This window comes from Bacillus safensis (assembly GCF_039619585.1).
Lineage (GTDB): Bacteria > Bacillota > Bacilli > Bacillales > Bacillaceae > Bacillus > Bacillus safensis.
In genome coordinates, this window is the sequence record NZ_CP154909.1 from 1236387 (window position 1) to 1253648 (window position 17262).

Below are 17262 nucleotides of genomic sequence, written 5' to 3' on the forward strand. Positions count from 1 at the left end.
TCTTCATATTATATAGAACGAGAAGGAAAAAAACCTATCGTTTGTTAGAAAATATAACACAAAAACGAAAAAAATGAAAAAACCATGGAAGGAAAGATAACAGGGAGTGTGCAATACATCTTACGGCGGCATATAATCATGGTGAGTTGACATAGGAGGAGGAGCATATGATGAAGCAAGCACAGATCATTCGTATGGCAAAAGAAATCATCGCATTAGATGTGAAGAGGGATGAATTGCTTGAGCAATTCATGCAGGCTGCAGGTCAGAATGCACATGCGCTTCTAAGAGCCATGCAAAATGATTTGTATAAGAAGTCTTCATAAGCACTCGATCCAAATCACTTGATAGGAGGGATAATCGGTGCGGCGTATATTAAAAGAAGCTTTAGCAAAGGAAAGACATTATTATACGAAGCAGCTATGTTCATTAGGGGTTTACAGCCCTGATGCGGCCAAGGACATGACGATTAGTGACTTAAAAAAAGAGTATCATTTCTTTTTCAACAAAACAGAGCGCTATTTGTAAAAATCCCTTGAAATGTGCGTATGTCACATAAAGGGTTCTTTTTTTGTGTTTAATATTATAGCAATATTGAATTTTGTAGAAATTTGGCGAATGAAGTGTAAGAAACCATAGATTCTTTACAGATTTTGTTAAAGTGTGTCGCATCTTGATGGTTTGCTGAAAAAGCTTTTTTTCGAGATGATTGTGAAAAATAAGAAGGATTTTAAAAGTTTATATCGAAACCTTATACATAACACGAATGGAGTCACTTATGTGGTTGAAAGGGTTTTCAAAAATGTACTTCTATTTTTTACGAAAGGCTCCAACTGCACCGCAAGACAGCCTTGAAGTTAAAAAAATATTATAAGAGGTAGATATGTGATGAGACTATCGTTTAATGAAGAAGAAGTAGAACGCTCAATGACGCTTTACAAGGTTTTTGCAAGAGCATTTAAAAGCGTTTCAGAACACAGTATTAGAGACAGCAAAGAGCATGGGTTTAATCCAACTGAATTTGCCGTTCTTGAATTACTGTACACAAGAGGTGCTCAAAAGCTTCAGCAAATCGGCTCAAGACTCCTGCTTGTCAGCGGGAATGTGACGTACGTAATTGACAAATTAGAACGAAATGGTTTCATTGAAAGAGAACAGGACCCCAAGGATAAACGGTCGGTTTATGCCCATTTAACGGAAAAAGGGCGAAGCTATCTTGACAAGATTTATCCGATCCACTCTCTTCGGATTGCGCGTGCATTCTCTGGTCTGACGCGTGAAGAGCAAGAGCAATTGATTAGTCTATTGAAAAAAGCAGGTATTCACAGTCAGCATTTATTATTTAGATAAAACGAAAAGGTGCCATCATTGGCACCTTTTAAATTGTTGACAAAGGGCTAAAGTGATCTTTATTTTAGCCCTTTGTCTTCTTCTCAGCTCAGCGTGACAGAAAACCTTTGAAGTCTAGGAAGGACGAGTACCGGAGCGGAGCGAATTGAGCATTCGTAAGCACCGGCACGCAGGACTGACACCGAATGCGAGGGTTTGTCTGCGCGCTGGAAGGTGCCATCATTGGCACCTTTTTTATGTGTCAAGCAGCGCCGGATAGGCGATGAATTTTTCAATATCGCTTGCTGGCAGCGGCTTGGCATAATAAAACCCCTGCAGGTCGTCACAGCCCTGGGCAGATAATAGCTGAGCCTGTGCAAACGTTTCAACACCTTCTGCTATCACTTCGAGAGATAATTGATGTCCCATCGCTATAATAGCCCCTGTAATCTGTTCAGACTTTGAATCACTTAAAATATCCTCTATAAAGGATTTATCAATTTTCATTCGATGAATCGGTAAATCCTTTAAATAGCTTAATGAGCTGTGGCCTGTACCGAAATCATCAATACTAATGCGGACGCCAAGCTGTTTCAGCGACGTTAACACCTGTTTTGATTGCTTGATATTGTCCATTGTCATACTTTCTGTGACTTCAAGCTCCAAGAGTGACGGTTTCAGGTCGTATTTTTTCAGTGTGAGCTTGATCAAATCAATTAAGTCTTCAGAATTGAATTGTTTCGCAGATAAATTGACAGCCACAGGAATCTTCAGCCCATCGTCATACCACATTTTTGCCTGCTTGCCAGCCGTATCAATGACCCATCTGCCAATATCAATGATCAGACCTGATTCCTCTGCCAGCTCAATAAAAGCCTCAGGTGACTTTAAGGAACCATCTGGTGCCTTCATTCTCAAAAGGGCTTCAACCCCAGTCATCTTTCTTGTTTTGGCACTGACTTGCGGCTGGTAGTGAAGGACAAATTGCTCTCTTTGAATGGCATCCCTCAGCTCCAGCTCCCGGTTTAACCTGTCCTCACTCAATCTTTCCATGGATTCGGTAAAGAATTCATAACGGCTTTGCTTATGTTTTTTGGATAAATACATGGCCATATCGGCTTTTCTCATCAGTTCCATCCCGTTTTTTCCATTTTGCGGAGAGATAGCGATTCCAATGCTGATCGATGTAATGAGCTGATGGTTCTGGATGAAAAAAGGACGTTCAAATTGATGGATGATATTTTTAGAAAATTGTTCGATTTTATGTGTATCATGATCCATGTGGGGAAAGATCATTAAAAATTCATCACCGCCAAGTCTTGCGATAAAGCCATTGTCCGGTAAACATTGCGTTAGTCTGTTTGCGGCAGCTTTCAGCAGTAAATCTCCTATGTTATGCCCTAGTGCATCATTAATAATTTTAAAACGATTTAAGTCCAGAAACAGAACCGCTGTTGATGTTTTTGACTTTTCTTGAGCGGAGAGAACATCATTTAAATGATTGATGCCGTGGCGGCGGTTAGGAAGCTCTGTTAGTGCATCATAATGTGCCATCACATGAATTTCTTTTTCTGCAATCCGCTGCTGTGTTAAATCTTTTAAAACAAGATAAATGCTGTCGAGTGAATTGTTCACATGAACAGGTATGTAAGTGACATGATAATAATAAAAACGATCTGCTGTTTTCAGTTCTGCTTCGCGTGTGATGGCCTTTTTTGACTGAGAAATAAATTCTTCCCACAACTCAGTCGGCATCACATATTGGCTGACATCATCACCAATCTTAGAATTGCACAACTCTAAGATTTGTTTACCAGAGTCATTTGCAGAAAGAACCTTTTGATCGACAGATAACACGATAATGCCGTCTATATTATGTTTGATGAGCGATTGAAACCGCTGTTCATTTTCTTTCAGCTGATCTGACTGCGTCATGATCCGGTGATCAATATAGGCACCAAAGATCATCAGCGTTTGAACAATAAGTGTCATCAATCCGATGAAAATCGACAGACTGAATGGCGACATTTCAAGATAGCCGCCTGCAGCAGCCTGTCCATTTGAATGATAAAACATGGTAGAGGCAGCCATACCAGTATAATGCATGCCTGCTATAGCACCGCCCATCAACATTGAACCAAGGCTCTTTAAAAGATAATTCTTCCGTTTACTTTTCATGTGCTCAACACGAAAGAAGAGCTTCAATGAAAAGTAGGAGGCAATGGCAGCGATGAAAAATGAAAGAAAAAAGAGGACTGGATCATAGCTGATTGAGACATTGGCCATTGATTCCATTCCAAGATAATGCATGCTGCAAATAGCTGTACCCATGGTGATTGAACTAATGAACAGCCGTCTTCTAGAGACCTGCTTTTGAATGCATATTGAAAAAGCAATCAAGGATCCGATAAATGAGGCCAAAATCGATAAAATCAGTAAGGACGTATCATATGTAATGCCAACACGCATTTGAAATGCCATCATGCCAATAAAATGCATCGACCATATCCCCATTCCCATGATCATTGCACCAATGAGCAGCCATACCTTTTTCTTTGCACCGCTTGACTGTGCTACCCTGCTGGCTATATGAAGAGCTGAGTAGGAGGCGACAGCGGCGACAGCAATTGACAGAAAGACAAGCCATCCATTGTAGCTTCCTGTTAAATGGGTCATGTAAGAAAACCTCCTGTATCTTAAAACAGACATATACTTAATATATCGGATCGAATGGCTTCTGTGTTCACCTTTCCTTCACTTAAATACAACAATCAACGTTTTTTTCATCCTTCTTTTATAGTAAAATCAAATTTAATGTAAAAAAACGATGAAAAGTGAATCGTTTCTTCGGTTTTATTCGTTTAATATATGGTGTGATTCTAAAAGAGATAGAATCAGTCAAATGATTATGTGTGAAAGGGATTGATAAACATCGAAGATTTTATTATTTCATTAGCTGATGCCTTTAAGAACTTGTCATACTTTGGCATCTTCCTCGCATTATGCATTGAATTTGTACCTGCTGAAGTGGTTTTGCCTCTTGCGGGTTACTGGGTCTCAGAAGGGGACATGGCCTTTATCGGTGTTGTGGCGGCCGGCTCCATTGGCGGCGTGGCTGGCCCGTTGACCTTGTACTGGTTAGGACGTTACGGCGGCAGACCCTTTTTAAATAAATATGGAAAGTACTTTTTTATAAAACCTGAGTCACTTGATAAATCGGATGCTTTCTTTGAAAAGCATGGCGGATTGGTCGCATTCAGCGGCCGGTTTATACCAGGAGTCAGAACACTGATCTCCATCCCGTGCGGTATTGCTAAGATGAATGTGTGGGTCTTTTGCCTGTATACGTTTTTGGCGATTACACCAATTACGTTTGTATATGTGTATCTTGGGTTTATGCTTGGAGAGAACTGGAAAGAGGTTGGCGCTATGTTAGATCCTTATCTTCTACCAATTGGGATCGGTGTTGTGTTATTGTTTGTTCTGTACCTATTTATAAAACGAAGAAAAAGAAAAACAGAAACGCCAACTGCCTAATCAATGGATCAGAGCAAAAGTCATCTGTTGACAATTCAGTGTCTATTGATTAAGATATAAGTAATCTAAATATTCTAAATCCCGCCAAAGGGGAGTAGCGTCCGGTTTTTACCGGAAACAAAGTCGTCATTACATGGACTGATGTTCATCGGCTTTGTTGGCATGATTCTACATATCACATGTCTAGCAAGACCTTTGCCATTACAGGCAAAGGTCTTTTTTGCATTCATAAGCCTTTGTCTGTTGTGGGACAATAGATAAAAACAAGGAGGAATGATGATGGATGCAGCCATTATTTTAGAGTACGGGTGGGTTCTGCTCGTACTGATTGGATTAGAAGGGATTTTAGCAGCTGATAACGCGCTGGTCATGGCCGTGATGGTCAAACACCTTCCAGAAAAACAAAGAAAAAAGGCACTGTTTTACGGACTTGCAGGAGCATTTATTATGCGATTTGGTTCTCTGTTTCTTATTTCGTTTTTAGTGGATGTGTGGCAAGTTCAAGCCATTGGTGCCATTTATCTTCTTTATATTTCCATTCACCATATTTTAAAATCGCACGTATTTAAGAAAAAGGAAACAGATACAAACATGAAACAAAGCGGCTTCTGGGCAACAGTCGTGAAAGTAGAGCTTGCCGACATTGCTTTTGCTGTAGATTCCATTTTAGCGGCAGTCGCTTTAGCTGTGACACTGCCAAAAACAAGTCTTCCGCAAATCGGCGGACTCGATGGCGGTCAATTTATTGTTATTCTTTTAGGCGGTATCATTGGTCTTGTTATTATGCGATTTGCAGCAACGGTCTTTGTGAAACTGCTCAAAACAAGACCGAGCCTAGAAACAGCAGCATTTGTCATTGTCGGATGGGTGGGTGTGAAGCTCACGCTTTATACACTGTCACATCCAGCCATCGGGGTCGTATCGTCTCATTTTATCCATTCAGCATTATGGAAAGTCATTTTCTGGACAGTGCTTCTCGCAATTGCAGCATTTGGCTGGTTTTTATCAAGTCCATCAAGAAAAGGCGGGCAGGAAAACGAGGAGAAACAAGAGGCACGCCTGGGAGAGTAGGTTTTTTGAAAGAAATATCATTTCATTTTCATAACACGTATATTACAAATAAGGGGGAGATACCCCCTTATTTCTTTGCTTTTAGACGAAACATTGTAAAGTAGATGGTGACATACATGTCATAATTGAGTAACAGGAAATGAATTCCTCATTTCTTCCTTTGCGCTTCCCTCATAAATTAGCTATCATAAATGAGTAATATAGGGAGAACTGAGGTGAAACCATTGCTTAGCCTTTTGTTTAAAAAAGGAAAGAAAAAGCAAACATTAGAGCAGTCGGCTATCAGTATTCAACAAGGTGATATCGAACTGCAAAATGCATTAATAGAGCAATACAAACCATTTGTCGCTAAGACGGTTTCATCCGTTTGTAAACGATATATAGATGAAAAAGATGATGAATTCAGCATAGGCTTAATAGCCTTTAATGAAGCGATAGAAAAATACTCTGCCGAAAAAGGAAACTCACTGCTTGCTTTCGCAGAATTAATTATTAAAAGAAAAGTGATTGACTATATTCGAAAAGAAGCAAGAAATGCGCCAACGGTTCAAATGGACCTGCAAGAAAGTGAGAATGGCGAATACTCTCAAAGCATGATTGAAGCAGAGCTCTCTGCAAATGAATATAGGCGTTTAATTGAACAAGAACATAGAAGAGAAGAGATTGAACATTTTAAAGAACGATTGAAAGATTACGGTCTCACGTTTCAAGAGCTGCTTGAGCATTCACCAAAGCATGCAGATGCCAGGCAAAATGCCATTAAAGTAGCCCATACACTCGTTGAACACGATGAGCTGAGAACCATTTTATTTCAGAAAAAACAATTGCCTGTCAAACAGCTGGAAAAGCTAGTGGAAGTCAGCCGCAAAACGATTGAGAGAAATAGAAAATATATCATTGCGATGGCGATCATTATGACAGGTGATTATGTGTATTTGAAAGATTACCTTAAAGGGGTGCTTAATTCATGAGAAGAGGCATTATAGTAGAGAAAAACAAAAAATATGTCACGCTGCTGACCCCTGATGGACAATTTCTGCGGACAAAATATGAAGAGCAAAACTATGAAATCGGCCAAGAAGTGACTTTTCCGAATGAATCACGTCTCGAAAGAAAAAGAGCCGGTTTTTTTGACCTGCTTCGTTTACGTCCGTTAAATGCAGGAATCCTATCAATAGCAGCGATTATTGTCGTAATTTTTACTATGATGCCATCTTTCTCAAGTCAAAAAGCATATGCGTATATGACAATTGACATTAATCCAAGCTTTGAGCTGAAGCTTGATCACAATTATCAAGTGATCGGTGTCACACCGCTGAATAAAGATGCAAAGCAAGTACTGGCGAGTATGAAGGATTTAGAGAAAAACGATATGACCAAAGTCGTGCAGGAAATTATAGATGACTGTGACAAAAAAGGATATGTGAACAATTCTAAAAGTATTTATATTTCAACCGTTTATGAAAACAAGCAGGACAATACATATAAAACAAACGTAAAAAGCAAAATTAACACCATTTCTGGTGAATATCAAAAACGCAATTATAAGCTGGAAACTGTGGAAAGTGACCTGGAAACAAGAGAAAAAGCTCAAAAGGCAGGCATTTCAACAGGAACATATATTAGAAATCAAGAAATGCAAAATAAAGAACATGAAGACATCAAAAAGGATGAAGACGCAGCAGAGAACGATGCTGTGAAGGAAGAAGATCCTAAGAAACATGAAGAAGAACAAGCAGATAAAGACAATCAAGAAGACGTAAAGACAGACGATAGCGAAGAGATGCAGCCAGATCAAGAGGCTCCTGAAGCTGAGCACAAAGAGCAGAAGGAGGCAGAGAGGGAAGAGCAAGGATCTGTTCAAAAGCCTCAAAAACCTGATAATGAAAGCAAAGACAGCAACATAAAGGAAGAAAAGGATCATTCTTTCGATAAAGAGCAAAAAAAAAATCACTCAACTGATCCTGATGAAAGAAGACACTGGAACGGTACATCACGTGGTGATGCAGAAAAACACGCAAAAAAAAACGGCAGGGATCAGAACCATCCATCCGCTGAACAAAAAAGAGAACATGCAAAGCAAAAAGGGAAAGGTGCACCGTTTCCTTATCGCGAGAACCGGCATGAGCACACATATCAACAATAAAAAAACGCCAGAATAGCTCCGGCGTATTTCACCATGTCATGATTTAGATTGATTACCCATTTGTGATTGAGCCTGTTGAACGAGTCTTTTTGTGATTTCACCGCCAACAGAACCGTTTGCACGTGAAACTGTATCTGAACCGAGAGTGACGCCAAATTCTTGAGCGATCTCGTATTTAAATTGATCTAAAGCTTGTTCTACTCCAGGAACAAGAAGTTGATTTCGATTTGCCATGTTCGTATTCCTCCTTTCACCTCATGTTTGTTGCGCCTTCTTATTTTGAAAAAAAAGCCGTACAATTATGCTGGCAATTGCTGTACAAAAAACCGAGATGATGAAGGTCACCTCGGTTCTTATTTATCCCTTATTCAGCTGCAGCGTATTATACATCATTTCTTGAGCTGTACTTTGCAAATGAGAAGTAAAGACAGAGAAGACGGTAGAACTGATAATCCCTTTAATCAAATTCCATTGGCTCTTCGTCAATTCTGTAAACTCGTCATGAAGCTTGTCTGTCCGCTCCTCGGTTATTTCTCGTAAATTTGTTTCCTTTAATGGAAATTGTGTATGGTGATAAATAAAATCAAGGACGTGCGCATATGCTTCATAAAAACGGATTGGACTAATAATATCATCTGTTCGATCTGTGATGGTGTTAAATAAGGCAGATAAGATCATACGTATGGTATCGAAGTCAAAAACTGATTTTAAATCCCTGACAATTAATAAAATAACGACCTGATCAATAGAGTACTTCTTGCCAAGCTCTGGATGGCCAATCATATCTTTAATATCACGTTTGATCCAATTTTGGATCGCCGTCGATTTAAGAGAAGTCAGCTCACACAAGTTGCCAAGCTCAACAATTTCATTTGTAGAAAGACCATGCTCTGATTTTTGCTTCCGCCGTTCAAGCTTCTCAAAAAAAGACGGGATCTTTAATTCATCATAGTCATGATCCTTGCCATTTTTTACAGATAGTTTCAAAAGCTGAAGCGGAGTCAGATCTCCCTCTCCTTTTAGAGAATACAGAAGTCTTGTCATGTCAATTCTCGTTAATTTAAAAGTAACCATGTTCCACCTCATTTGTACGTCAAAACGTGATTATTGATCTAATTCAACATCATAGTCTCTTTTTGATGAAAATGCAAAATAAACTCAAAATCAGACCTGTGCGTCACAATTTGTTCACTTTTCTGCTGGGGCAAATGTCGTAAATATTGATGTGACGGGGCTTTAGCCGTTATGATAAACAAAGAAAGTGATTCCTTTTTCCTTGCAATTTGAGACGTTTATTTTTATAATTTTATTAATAAGTTCATTTGAACTTAATATGACAGCGGAGGTTATGTATGGGTAAGAGAATATTTCTGTTTATATTAACGAACATTCTTGTTATCACTACGATTGGTATTGTACTGTCGGTTATTAGTGCAGCAACTGGTGTTGGTTCTTATATAGGAGCAGACGGAAGACTTGATATCCTTTATCTTCTTGTATTCAGTGCAGTTGTTGGTTTTGTTGGCTCGTTTATGTCACTTGCAATGTCTCGCTGGATGGCAAAAATGATGATGGGTGTACGCGTGTTAAATCCAGAAAAGGATTCATTAACATATGATGAGCAGCAGCTAGTTGACCGCGTGCACAGACTATCAAGAGCAGCAGGCCTTTCTAAAATGCCTGAGGTTGGTATTTATCAATCATCTGAAGTAAATGCTTTTGCAACAGGTCCTTCTAAGAGAAGATCACTTGTTGCGGTATCAACTGGATTGCTTCAGGAAATGGATGATGCAGCAGTTGAAGGTGTAATCGCCCACGAAGTCGCTCACGTTGCAAATGGTGACATGGTGACCATGACGCTGCTTCAAGGAATCGTCAACACGTTTGTTGTGTTCCTTTCAAGAATTGCGGCATGGATCGCTAGCCGTTTTGTTTCACGCGAAGAGCTTGTGCCGATTGTTCATTTTATCGCTGTGATTGTTTTCCAAATCATTTTCTCTATCCTAGGAAGCCTTGTCGTGTTTGCATATTCTAGACACCGTGAATTCCATGCAGACCGCGGCGGAGCCGACCTTGCAGGTAAAGATAAAATGATTCATGCGCTTCGTTCACTTGAGGCGTACACGTCAAGAATCAAAGATGATGATCAAACAGCAGTCGCTACACTTAAAATCAGCGGTAAACGAAAAGCTTCTCTTTTCTCAACACACCCTGATTTAAACGAAAGAATCAGAAGACTAGAAGCAAAATAAGAAAGAGGAAAAAGACATTCTTTAACAGGATGTCTTTTCTTTTTGATGAAAAAGAAAATAAAGCATAAAATAGCTTTAAAATCGTGTCTCTTTTCATTAAAATGATAAAGGTATTCGAAAAGATAGATAAAAGAAGGAATGACAATGAATCCTATAAAAAAGCTAATTGACCGGCTGTCAGCTTTTCAGTTGATTGCCCTTTATTATTTTCTTGCTGTGACCGTGTCGTTTATTCTTCTCAGCCTGCCAGTGGCTCATCAAGAGGGAGTCAAATGGACATTCATTGATGCCTTGTTTACAGCGGTGAGTGCTGTAAGTGTTACAGGACTGACTGTTGTCGACACCTCACAAACATTTAGTGTGGCAGGGATGTGGATCCTTGCATTTGTTCTGCAAATCGGAGGCATCGGTATTATGACGCTCGGTACCTTCGTATGGCTAGTTATGCGAAAAAGAATTGGAATTAAAGAAAGAAAGCTTATCATGGCAGATCAAAACCAAAGCAATTTATCTGGAATTGTGAAACTAATGAAGCAGGTCTTATATTTAATTTTGCTGATTGAGTTTGTCGGCGGGCTGATTTTAAGCATGTATTTTCTCAAGTATTACGATGTGCAAGGCGCTTTCTTACATGGCTTCTTCTCAAGTATTAGTGCGACAACCAATGGGGGCTTCGATATTACAGGGAGTTCTCTTATTCCTTACAAAGATGATTATTTCGTCCAGTTTATTACGATGCTGCTGATCATCTTTGGAGCGATTGGTTTTCCTGTGCTCGTGGAAGTGAAGGATTATTTGTTCAATCAGGACCGAAAGCACGCATCATTCTCATTGTTTACAAAAATCACAACGCTCACGTTCGGCGGCCTTGTCGTTGTTGGAGCGATTGGAATATATGCACTTGAAGCCGGGTTTAGCTTTGTAGGGAAAAGCTGGCACGAAATCTTGTTCTATTCTTTGTTTCAATCGACTGCAACAAGAAGCGGGGGGCTGACAACGTTAGATATTACGCAGCTGACGGAACCGACGCTTTTATTTTTATGTATGCTCATGTTTATCGGGGCTTCCCCAAGCTCTGTGGGGGGCGGCATTCGGACAACTACGTTTGCTCTTAATTTACTTGCCTTGTTTCATTTTGCTAGGGGAAATAAATCCATCAAAATCTTCAAGAGAGAGCTTCATCAAGCGGATATTAATAAATCTCTTATGGTAACCATGATGGCCTTTATTTTGGTCTTTGGTGCTACGTTCCTGTTATCCTTAACAGAGCATAATACACTTCTTGAAAATTTATTTGAAGTCTGCTCTGCTTTCGGAACAACGGGGCTGTCGCTTGGGATCACCTCAGATCTCACTGTGTTTGGTAAATGTATCATCATGGTTGTCATGTTTATTGGCCGGATCGGTATTCCAAGCTTTTTATATTTAATAGGCCGAAGAGAAAGCGAAGCAAATTATCATTATCCGAAAGAGCGCGTCATTATTGGCTAAACAGCATTCAAATTGAATGCTGTCAGCGTGTAAACAAACCCTCGCATTCGCCCGCAGTTCTGCGGTCCGGTACTCACGAATGTCAAATTCGCTCCGTGCCGGTGCTCGTCCTTCCTAGACTTAAAAGGTTTTCTATCACGCTGAAATGAAAACAAAGGGCCAAAATGATCTTCATTTTGGCCCTTTGTCAACATCTTACGGCATTCAATTCGAATGCTGTTTTTTTATTTCCATTATCTAACTGGCTAAATCACATGGGATGTTCGCAATCTATAGGTAAGAGGTGAACGAGACGTGCTGGATGTGTTATGGAAAGCAATTGTCATGCTGCTAGTTGGTACCTTGCTGCTGAGAATAGCAGGGCCTAAATCGATTAGTCAATTAACTGTACAACAAACAGTCATCATGATTTCAATCGGATCGATTATTATCCAACCCTTTATTGAGCATAATTTACTTGAAACCATTTATGCAGCTACCATCTTTATTGTGGCACTTGTCATTATGGAAAAGCTGTCGATTCAATCGGATTTTTTTGAAAAATTGCTTTCAGGAAAATCGGTCGTTATTCTACAGGATGGCGAAATGCTTGATCATAAGCTGAAGAAAACAAGGCTCACAAGGGATCAATTTAAAATGCGCTTAAAGCAGCAAGGCATCACTGACATCAGCAGTCTCAAAAGAGCCACGCTAGAAGCCAATGGGCAAATTGGCTATGAGTTAAAACCTGAGGAAAAGCCAGTGACGGTCAAGCAAATGAAAGAACTCCTTGACCAATTAAGAGAAGAACTAAACCTGTCAAAAAAGGACTGAATTCAGATGAAAAGAAAAGCAGCGAAAAATGAAGCATTAACAAATAATATGACGCCGACAGAAAGTATGGCACATGATCAAGGACAAACTCAATTTGACGAACAATCAAGAGATCGTCAGGCAAACCGAAATTCTCATAAAGGGAAACAAGGGGGAGCATCTCGTGACTAAGAAGCATATGAAGAGCAAAGAGATGAAGGACCATAAAAAGCCAATGGACCCAGATATTTTAGAAGAGGAATTTGGCAGTGAGCTTGGAGATATTAACAGCAGCAAATGGATTGATACATTGGTGAAGCCAAAGAAAGACGATGCATGTCAGCAGAATAAGAAATAGAAAAAAACGATCCATGAAGGATCGTTTTTTATTTGATATAACTCCCTTGCCTGCCGGTGATCGTTCGCATGAGATTGGTCATTTTGAGCTCGATCACTGGCTGTGCAACGGTTTTGACAAAAGTGCTAGACAGGGTAAAGGTTAACAGAATGGTCAGCAGCAATAAAATGAGTACACTTGCTGCATTTAGCGCCCAGTCATCAAACCAAGTGGTTCTTAGCAGCTTAATCACAAAGCCGTGTAATAAATAAACATATAACGTTCTTGTTCCCCATTTTGTAAAGAAGAAACGGCGTGTTGGAACTAATGCAAAGAAGCTGAAAGTAGCGCCAAATGCAAGCAAATACCATGCCATTCGTTTCATCGCCGCAATCATTCCTTCATCCCCAAGAGAAGCATACGACTTTGAGCCAAATAAGAAGGAATAATCAAATTCATAGAAGTAGCAAAACAGAAACACAGCCATTAATACAAAAAGTGCTGCAAGCTTTCCTTTGCTTGTACGGATGAATTCAAAATGCTGCTTTTTTAAATAGAATCCAGCTAAAAACATAGGCAAAAAGACAAACGTACGTGATAAGCTGAGTGTATCGCTGATGCTGTCCACATAACCGACAAGTAATGCAATCGATAAACTGACAATCATCGCCCAGTGGAACGGCAGTTTTGAAAAAGGAATAAGCAGCAAGTTCCAAAAGAATAAACTAATTAAAAACCATAAGGACCATTGCGGATCAATTGGATTTAAATTGGCCATGCTTTGATCCTGTAATAGATAATAGTAAACCGAATAGATCACCTGAAAGATTAAATATGGGATGATCAGCTTAACGGCGACTTTTTTCATAAAGCCTGGTTTTCTAAACCCTTTTGCAAAAAAGCCAGAAACTAAAATAAAGGCGGGCATGTGAAAGGTATAAATAAACTTGTATAAATAGAGCATCCAGTCATTATCATGAATGAATGATCGTAACAAATGACCAAAAACAACTAGAAAAATCAGAAGGAATTTCGCATTATCAAAATAACTATCTCGTGAAGATGCCATAACATCACCTTTCCTGCTCGTTTTCGAACATAAATGTTCTAAGTGCACTGTTCCCTTATTTGCCTCATTCTAAAATACATTTTGGCTTAATTCGCTATTTGATGTGAAATTGTAGAACGGTTGTAAAAGAAGCGTAAGAAAAGTGAATCGTTATACAATCCTGTCATCCAAATGAAATAAATGAGACAGTCTTCGTGTAAAAAGTTATCTTTTTTTATGAGTCGAATGAAGGAACAATGAAAATATTGTAGAAATATTGTAGAGGAATGAGGCTGGAAAAGGAGTGTAAGAGAATGACTGAAACGCTCGATGGCAATAGGTTAACCCCTGCGGGAGATATCAGAAAATTAGAAAAAGAGAACGAATATTTGCGAACTGAGTTGATGCAGCAAAAAATGCTGTTAAATAAGACGCTCGATGCCATTTTTATATTTGATCAGCACCTCAACATCATCCAAGCCAACGAAGCAACATGCAGGCTTGTCCAGACACCGAAAGAAGACCTCCTCAATAAATCCGTTCTAGATTTCCTATACGGCATCCCGAAAGATAAAGTTGAATGCTCACTCGATCTATTTTTTCGAAAAGGTACGTTAAAAAGAGAAATCTCCATTCAGCTGGAAAATGGCGAAACAAAATACATTGAATTTGTCGCAGAGCACGACACCATGAATCAGCAATATATAGTGGTTATGCGAGATATTTCATCAAAGAAAATATTAGAACGAGAACGCTCCATGAATGAGCAGCTGTTCAAAGATTTGTTTGACCGAGCGATTGATGGGATGGTCATTTTTGATCAGGATGGCTGCATGATTGATGCGAATCATTCTTTTTGTCAGAGCTTTGAGCTGCAAAAGACTGATTTAACCGATCGCTATTTACATGAATTTGTCGAAGAAGAAAATCTTCCCGCCTTGCAGCACCTTTTGACGTCACTTAAAGAAACAGGAAAAGCAAAAGGAGAGCTTCCTGTTACTCTACAATCTGGCCAGCACAAATTATTTGAACTCACCATTACATCAAATGTGATGAGTGGTTTTTATATGTCCATCATGCGGGATATTACAGAAAAAAGGCTGATGGAAGAGAAGCTGTTAAAAAGTGAAGAACGCTTTAGAGAAATTTTCGAAAATGCAATGGATGCCATCATCATATGGGCGGACGATGGAGAGATTGTGAGAGCCAATGAATCAGCCTGCCGAATTTTTGAATTACCAATGCACTCGCTGATTGGCAAAAAACTTACCGACTTTCTCGTCAAATCTGATAAGAGATATAGACCAACAAGAAGACGCTATATCCGGAATCATGAAATAAGGGAAGAGCTATTGTTCAAAATGGCAAATGGACAGTATAAAGAGCTTGAGTTTACATCAAAGCATGCGGTATTAGAAGGACAGCACTTAACCATTTTACGTAATGTAAGTGATCGAAAAAGAATGGAGCAGGAGCTGCGCGAAAGTGAGCTTAAATTCCGCAAAGTATTTAATGGATCAATGGACGGCATTGTTCTTTTTGATAATCAATATCGAATCATTGAAGTCAATCCATCTGCCAGCGAGCTGCTTCAATTGAAGGACGATCATTTAACAGAAATGAATCTTTTCCACATCCTTGCCCCTTATCAAATAGAAAATTTGGCTCAGCCCGCCGAGGCGATGTCATTAGATGAAATGGATAATGAGGTTCCGTTTGTACTGAATCATCCAGATCAGCGTATCCTGGAATTCTCTTTTAAACGCAACATTATCCATAATATGAATTTGGCGATCTTTAGAGATGTGACAGAGCGGAAGGAATTAGAAGAGCGGGTGAGAAAATCAGATACCCTTCATGTGGTCGGAGAGCTTGCCGCTGGAATTGCTCATGAAATTAGAAACCCGATGACAGCCTTAAAAGGCTTCATTCAGCTGTTAAAAGGAAATATAGAAGGGGAGTATTCGCTCTATTTCAATGTCATCACATCAGAGCTGAAAAGAATTGAATCCATCATCACCGAATTTTTGATTTTAGCGAAACCGCAAGCCATTGTATATGAAGAAAAAAATGTGGTGCAGATTGTGAAAGACACGATGGATCTTCTGCACGCACAGGCGAATCTTGGCAATGTTCAAATGCATCTCAATGTGCTGGATGAGATTCCGCTCATTTATTGTGAACAAAACCAATTAAAGCAGGTCTTTATTAACATTTTAAAAAATGCAATTGAAGTCATGCCGCGCAAAGGAAATGTCTATGTGAGCATTCAGCGGAAGGGCGAGGAGCATATTGTCATTTCACTGCGTGATGAAGGCTGCGGAATGGCAGAGGATAAGCTAAAGCGTCTAGGTGAGCCTTTTTATACAACGAAAGAAAGAGGAACTGGACTTGGCTTAATGGTTAGTTATAAAATTATTGAAGAGCATCAAGGAACTATTGAGGTAGAAAGTGAGGAAGGCGTAGGAACCGTCTTCCATCTCACGCTGCCACTTAGGCAGCAGAAACAAGAAGGAGAGCAGTAACGTGTATTATACCGTCTATCACGCACCCATCGGGGAATTATACATACTAGAAAAGGATGGTGCCATCATCGAGGTGATGTTTGATGATGAACCGTTTTTAGCAAAAAAGCAGGCAGCGAATCTAAAGCAAGCAGATACGCCTGTCTTACAAGAAGCGAAAAAACAGCTAGATGAATATTTCAAGGGTGAGCGTCAAATATTCGATCTCCCGCTTAACCAAACAGGTTCTCCGTTCCAAGAGCAGGTGTGGGGAGCATTGTCGGCCATACCATATGGTGAATCAAAAAGCTATGCAGACATTGCAGAAGCGATTGGCAATCCAAAGGCTGTAAGAGCCATCGGACAAGCTAACAGACGAAATGCATTACCTATTTTTATCCCGTGTCACAGGGTGATTGGAAAAGACCGGTCTCTGACGGGCTATGCAGGATCGAAGACAGACATGAAAGCGGTCCTCCTTGAATTAGAAGGCATCCCATTTGTTCAAAAATAAATCGATTGACCTGTTCCAAATGTTTGTCAAGCGACATATCCTTTTATTAAGCTAAAAAAGTTGGTTGAGGGAAAAAGGAGGGCGCTGGCATGTTTTGGGGCAAAAAAGGCAAAATGTATGCCGTTACGTCACTATGTGTCAAAATGAACGTTTTGACAGAAGAACAAAAAAAAGAAATCTTAACAAAAACGAATCAAGAAACAAAAAAGCGCGGTGCTCTTAAATGACAAGAACACGGCGC

At 39.7% G+C, this 17262-nt stretch carries 19 protein-coding genes and 1 riboswitch; of the genes, 15 read left to right on the forward strand and 4 right to left on the reverse strand.

Annotation, left to right across the window (positions count from 1 at the left end; all coding sequences use genetic code 11):
- Window positions 1-170 precede the first annotated feature (170 nt).
- From AAYR28_RS06280 to AAYR28_RS06290, 3 genes are all read left to right on the forward strand, one after another.
- The gene (locus tag AAYR28_RS06280; protein ID WP_345808984.1) at window positions 171-326 is read left to right on the forward strand and encodes a hypothetical protein; all 156 of its coding nucleotides are present in this window, start codon (window positions 171-173) and stop codon (window positions 324-326) included.
- Window positions 327-363: 37 nt separating this feature from the next.
- A complete protein-coding gene (locus AAYR28_RS06285) occupies window positions 364-528 on the forward strand; it encodes a stress protein (protein WP_034281517.1) in 165 nt (54 codons plus the stop codon).
- Between the two features lie 357 nt (window positions 529-885).
- Window positions 886-1350: a MarR family winged helix-turn-helix transcriptional regulator gene (locus AAYR28_RS06290; protein WP_087975546.1), complete on the forward strand. Its 465-nt coding sequence runs from the start codon at window positions 886-888 to the stop codon at window positions 1348-1350.
- Between the two features lie 234 nt (window positions 1351-1584).
- On the opposite strand, the gene AAYR28_RS06295 is transcribed toward AAYR28_RS06290, so the two are convergent.
- Window positions 1585-4005 (reverse strand): bifunctional diguanylate cyclase/phosphodiesterase, encoded by a 2421-nt coding sequence (locus AAYR28_RS06295; protein WP_345808952.1) that lies wholly within the window; start codon window positions 4003-4005, stop codon window positions 1585-1587.
- Between the two features lie 246 nt (window positions 4006-4251).
- Between AAYR28_RS06295 and AAYR28_RS06300 the strand changes: the two genes are divergently transcribed.
- The 4 genes from AAYR28_RS06300 (at window position 4252) to AAYR28_RS06315 (ending at window position 8083) form a co-directional block, all read left to right on the forward strand.
- A complete protein-coding gene (locus AAYR28_RS06300) occupies window positions 4252-4866 on the forward strand; it encodes a DedA family protein (RefSeq protein ID WP_034281519.1) in 615 nt (204 codons plus the stop codon).
- A gap of 77 nt (window positions 4867-4943) precedes the next feature.
- A riboswitch (yybP-ykoY riboswitch) is annotated at window positions 4944-5114 on the forward strand.
- Between the two features lie 31 nt (window positions 5115-5145).
- Window positions 5146-5937, forward strand: a complete 792-nt coding sequence (locus AAYR28_RS06305) for a TerC family protein (RefSeq protein ID WP_041116428.1) — start codon at window positions 5146-5148, stop codon at window positions 5935-5937.
- A 215-nt stretch (window positions 5938-6152) separates the two neighbouring features.
- Window positions 6153-6908, forward strand: coding sequence for an RNA polymerase sigma factor SigI (gene sigI, locus AAYR28_RS06310; RefSeq protein WP_345808953.1), 756 nt, complete (start codon window positions 6153-6155; stop codon window positions 6906-6908).
- The gene (locus AAYR28_RS06315; protein ID WP_046310746.1) at window positions 6905-8083 is read left to right on the forward strand and encodes an anti-sigma factor domain-containing protein; all 1179 of its coding nucleotides are present in this window, start codon (window positions 6905-6907) and stop codon (window positions 8081-8083) included. Before sigI ends, AAYR28_RS06315 begins: the two co-directional genes overlap by 4 nt.
- 36 nt (window positions 8084-8119) lie before the next feature.
- Here the strand turns inward: AAYR28_RS06315 and AAYR28_RS06320 are convergent, their stop codons facing one another.
- Together AAYR28_RS06320 and AAYR28_RS06325 are read right to left on the reverse strand one after the other, a co-directional pair.
- Window positions 8120-8317: an alpha/beta-type small acid-soluble spore protein gene (locus tag AAYR28_RS06320; protein ID WP_034281522.1), complete on the reverse strand. Its 198-nt coding sequence runs from the start codon at window positions 8315-8317 to the stop codon at window positions 8120-8122.
- A 123-nt stretch (window positions 8318-8440) separates the two neighbouring features.
- Window positions 8441-9157, reverse strand: a complete 717-nt coding sequence (locus AAYR28_RS06325) for a DUF1836 domain-containing protein (protein ID WP_345808954.1) — start codon at window positions 9155-9157, stop codon at window positions 8441-8443.
- Between the two features lie 278 nt (window positions 9158-9435).
- Here AAYR28_RS06325 and htpX point away from each other — a divergent pair, with 278 nt between their 5' ends.
- The 5 genes from htpX to AAYR28_RS06350 all read left to right on the forward strand — a co-directional run bounded on the left by htpX (window position 9436) and on the right by AAYR28_RS06350 (window position 12976).
- Window positions 9436-10335, forward strand: coding sequence for a protease HtpX (htpX, locus tag AAYR28_RS06330; protein ID WP_034281524.1), 900 nt, complete (start codon window positions 9436-9438; stop codon window positions 10333-10335).
- Window positions 10336-10479: 144 nt separating this feature from the next.
- Window positions 10480-11826, forward strand: a complete 1347-nt coding sequence (locus tag AAYR28_RS06335) for a TrkH family potassium uptake protein (protein ID WP_080701186.1) — start codon at window positions 10480-10482, stop codon at window positions 11824-11826.
- A gap of 294 nt (window positions 11827-12120) precedes the next feature.
- Entirely contained in the window at window positions 12121-12639 is a 519-nt protein-coding gene (locus tag AAYR28_RS06340) for a DUF421 domain-containing protein (RefSeq protein WP_034281527.1), read from the forward strand.
- 6 nt (window positions 12640-12645) lie between these two features.
- Entirely contained in the window at window positions 12646-12810 is a 165-nt protein-coding gene (locus AAYR28_RS06345; RefSeq protein WP_087975542.1) for a hypothetical protein, read from the forward strand.
- A complete protein-coding gene (locus tag AAYR28_RS06350) occupies window positions 12803-12976 on the forward strand; it encodes a hypothetical protein (RefSeq protein ID WP_170825835.1) in 174 nt (57 codons plus the stop codon). Before AAYR28_RS06345 ends, AAYR28_RS06350 begins: the two co-directional genes overlap by 8 nt.
- A gap of 28 nt (window positions 12977-13004) precedes the next feature.
- On the opposite strand, the gene AAYR28_RS06355 is transcribed toward AAYR28_RS06350, so the two are convergent.
- Complete coding sequence (locus AAYR28_RS06355) at window positions 13005-14024, reverse strand: acyltransferase family protein (RefSeq protein ID WP_041116436.1); 1020 nt, start codon at window positions 14022-14024, stop codon at window positions 13005-13007.
- A 293-nt stretch (window positions 14025-14317) separates the two neighbouring features.
- On the opposite strand from AAYR28_RS06355, the gene AAYR28_RS06360 reads away from it, so the two are divergent.
- From AAYR28_RS06360 to AAYR28_RS06370, 3 genes are all read left to right on the forward strand, one after another.
- The gene (locus AAYR28_RS06360; protein ID WP_034623371.1) at window positions 14318-16528 is read left to right on the forward strand and encodes a PAS domain-containing sensor histidine kinase; all 2211 of its coding nucleotides are present in this window, start codon (window positions 14318-14320) and stop codon (window positions 16526-16528) included.
- Between the two features lies 1 nt (window position 16529).
- Window positions 16530-17021, forward strand: coding sequence for a methylated-DNA--[protein]-cysteine S-methyltransferase (locus AAYR28_RS06365; RefSeq protein ID WP_024426828.1), 492 nt, complete (start codon window positions 16530-16532; stop codon window positions 17019-17021).
- Between the two features lie 89 nt (window positions 17022-17110).
- A complete protein-coding gene (locus AAYR28_RS06370) occupies window positions 17111-17248 on the forward strand; it encodes a hypothetical protein (RefSeq protein WP_162860203.1) in 138 nt (45 codons plus the stop codon).
- Window positions 17249-17262 lie beyond the last annotated feature (14 nt).